This window comes from Arthrobacter sp. SPT-J7, assembly GCF_059089965.1.
Genome location: NZ_JBNHFF010000276.1, coordinates 1 through 3,785 on the forward strand (window position 1 = coordinate 1; position 3,785 = coordinate 3,785).

A 3,785-nucleotide genomic window follows, 5' to 3' on the forward strand; every position below is an offset into this window, starting at 1 on the left:
AGCTTGTTGGCTGCTTTCCCATCCGGTGTGGTCCCCGGCCTGCTGCCCAGGAGCAGTTCCTCGGCGCGGGGAATGTACCCCGGCGCCATCATGACGATCATCTCGTCCACCAGCTCGCAGTGCTGGAACAGCTCCACCGTGTGCTCAAGGCTGGTGCGGCCGGCGATCGGGACAAACTGTTTTGGTATGTCCAGGCCCATGCGGGCGCCGACTCCTCCTGCCAGGATGACCGCGACGTTGCGGCGGCGGGTGCCGGATGGAGAGGGTGGTTTCTGGTCCATGGCTGGTCCTTTCATTCGACGTCGCGGCCTAGTGGCGGCCGCAGGGGGTGCCTCCCGCGTTTTCGGTGGCGGATGGGATATCGATGGATGCGGCCTGGAGCCGCTGCCGGGTTTCCTCGGCTGTGATGTAGGAGTTCATCCGGGGGTACTCACCCACCGGAACCACCGCCGAGACGAAGGTCCGGTTGTGGATGCGGATCAGGTTGTAGGACCGGGCGCCGTCCAGGCCCTGCATGGCACCCGAGGGCAGTGCCAGGTCCTGGTTATAGCTGGTGGAGGAAGCCACCGATACCGGGATGCTGGCGAAGGTTGAAAAGACGCTGTGGTGGGTGTGGCCGGAGAGGATTCCGATAACGTCGCTGCCCTCCAGCACCTGGGCCAGGCTCCCCTGGTTCCGCAGCTCCGAAAGCACCGCGAGTTCCTGTACCGGCGGCACAGGCGGGTGATGGATTACCAGGAGGGTGCCGTCGTCGGCCGTTGTCTCCAGTTCCCCCGCCAGCCAGCGCAGCTGCTCATCGCTGATCTCGCCGTGGTGGTATCCAGGGGTGGAGGAGTCCAGGACCAGCACCCGGAGATTGCCCAGGTAGTAGCTGCGGTCCACCGGAAGGGTCTGCGGCTCCTCGTCGAGAAGCATTTTTTGGAAGTTCATGCGTTCGTCGTGGTTGCCCATGGCCCAGATGAGCTGCGCCCCCATGCGTCCGGCGTATGCCTGGCAGGTGGTCCGCAACCGCCGGTAGGCTTCCAGGCTGCCCTTGTCCGCCAGGTCGCCGGAGAAGATGATGGCTTCCGGTTTAAGCCCGCTGGCCTCGATGGCGTCAAGGACTTCCACCAGCCCAGATTGGGGATCCAGCTCGCCGTACAGCAGCCCCTCTTCCACATAGTGCGGGTCGCTCACGTGGACCAGCACATGGTTGGGGTTTGAGTACTCGGACCGAATCAGGTGCATGGGAGCCTTTCAGCTGTTCCCGTCAGGCGCAGCCCAGCCGGGAAGGTTCGCTGACGGTCGCTGCATGCCGTCGAAAGAAGAACATGATAAGCACCCTTATGAATTCTTGGGAAGACTTGTCTTTTGTTACGGCGGTGTGCGGGCCCTACCCAGGACCGTTTCTTCAGGCTCCTGACGGTAGCGGTCGGACTGTACTTCCCAAGGCGCCACGGGTAAATTCAGAAGTGTGACGGGCATTACTCCGTCCTCCCCGGCCCTTACTGCAGGGGCCCAAGGAAGCAGCTGCTGGAGCCACCCGGTGGCACGTATTGCAGAACCGGATTGGGCCATCATGACGTCCTCGCACTTCCAGCAGTTCCTCGACGAAGCCACCATCACCGATCCTTCGTTTGAGCACCCGTTGGGACCTGACTGCCTTTACGGCCTCTACGTCAGCTGGGCAGCCCTGCACGGCTTCCGGGCCAAGCCGGACCAGGCCTTCCGCGCAGGAATGCGGCGTTGCGGTGTTGACGTGAACAACTGCCGCCTGTACATGACCGGGCCCGCCGCAGCCGACTACATCCTCGCCAGCTACCCGGACGTCGCCTGACGCGCGGCCAGCCAGCGCCGCCCCACACGACGTCAAGGGGACAGTCATGGGATTCGAGCCGCACGAGCCGGAGCAGCGCAGCCAGCTCAACCACACCCTGAAGGACGCCGACATCACCGTTGCCGAGCTCTGGCTGCGGTACTTCGGCATGAGCGGCACAGTTGGCGAATACGAGGTCCAGGCCTACGTGGAGGGACTGATCTCGCTGCCCGCCCTCCAGCGTGACCTGCTGGCCATGGCCGCCAGGGAAATCATCAGCGAGACGACGTGATGTGACGCCCGACGGCGATACCTCCGGGCCGCCGTCGGCCTCCTGCGGCTTGCCCTGGTTCCGGCATCCTCCGGGGACGCTCCCGCGCGGTTTCACCCTCTTCCCATTCGGCTCCTTCCCGCGCTAGGGTGGGCACAAACCAGCTGGCCACGTGCCATGGGTTATTGGGCTCATGCAGTTGGGCCTCTGGGCATTTTCCGGAGGGGAACCGCGCTGTGAGCAGCACTGGAAGAAACACTTTTAGGTGGCGGCGGGCTGCCGCTTTACTGACAATTCCGGCCCTGTTGGCTTTGACCTCATGTTCTGCGGAAGTCCAGCGCGGCTGGCTTCCCGGTGAACGGGATACCACGGACCACACCCCCCTGGTTACGGATTTGTGGGTGAACTCGTGGATCGCTGCACTGGTTATCGGCGTGATCACCTGGGGGCTCATCCTCTGGTGCGTCATCGCCTACCGCCGCAGGAAAGATACCGTCGGCTTTCCGCGCCAGATGAGCTACAACCTCCCGCTGGAGGTCTTTTACCTCTCCGTACCGCTGATGATCGTTGGGGTCCTGTTCGTGTTCACCGACCGGGAACAGCGGGCCATGGACGACCGCTTCGAAGACCCGGACGTGGTGATCGATGTCCGCGGCAAGCAGTGGTCCTGGGACTTCAATTACGTCAAGGAAGACGTCCACGAGGACCCTGGTGTGCAGGCCCACCTGGACGGCAACTGGGGTACGCCTGACCGGCTGCCCACCCTGTACCTGCCGGTCAATAAAAAAGTGGAGATCCAAGTGAACTCCCGGGACGTCCAGCACTCCTTCTGGGTGGTGGAGTTCCTGCAGAAGCGGGACATGTACCCGGGCGAAAACCAGTACAACCGGTTCATCGACATCATTCCCACCCGCACCGGTGAATTCACGGGCAAATGCGCCGAACTCTGCGGCGAATACCATTCGGAAATGCTCTTCAAGGTGCGGGTAGTGACCGAGCAGGAATACAACAACCGCATCGCCGAACTCCGGGCCAGGGGCAACACCGGGATCCTCGGAGACCAGTACGACCGGAATCCGGAACGACCAGCCCTGGAACAGGCACAGCAAAGGACGGAACCGTAATGACCACCACCGGCCAGAACATGGGCGTCACGACGGCGACCGCCGCACCGTCGGTGGTCAAGCGCCCCAAGGGCAGCATCGTGGTCAGCTGGATCACGTCCACGGACCACAAAACCATCGGGTACATGTACCTGATCTCCTCGTTTGTGTTCTTCCTCCTTGGCGGCGTCATGGCGCTGCTGATCCGAGCTGAACTGTTCGAGCCCGGGATGCAGATCCTGCAGACCAAGGAGCAGTACAACCAGCTGTTCACGATGCACGGCACCGTGATGCTGCTGATGTTTGCCACCCCGCTGTTCGCAGGCTTCACGAACGTCATCATGCCGCTGCAGATCGGCGCTCCGGACGTCGCGTTCCCGCGGTTGAATGCGCTGGCTTTCTGGTTCTTCCTGTTCGGCTCCACCATCGCAACGTCCGGCTTCATCACCCCGCAGGGCGCAGCCTCGTTCGGCTGGTTCGCCTACACGCCGCTGTCCAACACAACGTTCACACCGGGCCTCGGCGGGGACCTGTGGGTGTTCGGCCTGGCGCTGTCCGGCTTCGGCACCATCCTCGGTGCGGTCAACTTCATCACCACCATCATCTGCATGCGTGC

6 protein-coding genes are annotated in these 3,785 nt (G+C 63.0%); 4 read left to right on the forward strand and 2 right to left on the reverse strand.

From position 1 onward, the window contains the following. Together AC5RWX_RS31235 and AC5RWX_RS31240 are read right to left on the reverse strand one after the other, a co-directional pair. On the reverse strand, positions 1–281 hold a 281-nt coding region (locus AC5RWX_RS31235; RefSeq protein WP_494100075.1), incomplete at its 3' end, for a 2-C-methyl-D-erythritol 4-phosphate cytidylyltransferase. A 28-nt stretch (positions 282–309) separates the two neighbouring features. After that, on the reverse strand, positions 310–1,227 hold the full coding sequence (locus AC5RWX_RS31240; protein ID WP_494100076.1) for a metallophosphoesterase: 918 nt from the start codon (positions 1,225–1,227) through the stop codon (positions 310–312). Positions 1,228–1,525: 298 nt separating this feature from the next. On the opposite strand from AC5RWX_RS31240, the gene AC5RWX_RS31245 reads away from it, so the two are divergent. The 4 genes from AC5RWX_RS31245 to AC5RWX_RS31260 all read left to right on the forward strand — a co-directional run. After that, on the forward strand, positions 1,526–1,816 hold the full coding sequence (locus AC5RWX_RS31245; RefSeq protein WP_494100077.1) for a hypothetical protein: 291 nt from the start codon (positions 1,526–1,528) through the stop codon (positions 1,814–1,816). Positions 1,817–1,862: 46 nt separating this feature from the next. Then, entirely contained in the window at positions 1,863–2,087 is a 225-nt protein-coding gene (locus AC5RWX_RS31250) for a hypothetical protein (protein WP_494100078.1), read from the forward strand. 215 nt (positions 2,088–2,302) lie between these two features. Next, on the forward strand, positions 2,303–3,190 hold the full coding sequence (gene ctaC, locus AC5RWX_RS31255) for an aa3-type cytochrome oxidase subunit II (RefSeq protein WP_494100079.1): 888 nt from the start codon (positions 2,303–2,305) through the stop codon (positions 3,188–3,190). 20 nt (positions 3,191–3,210) lie between these two features. After that, positions 3,211–3,785: cbb3-type cytochrome c oxidase subunit I (locus AC5RWX_RS31260; RefSeq protein WP_494100080.1), on the forward strand; the 575-nt coding region annotated here is incomplete at its 3' end.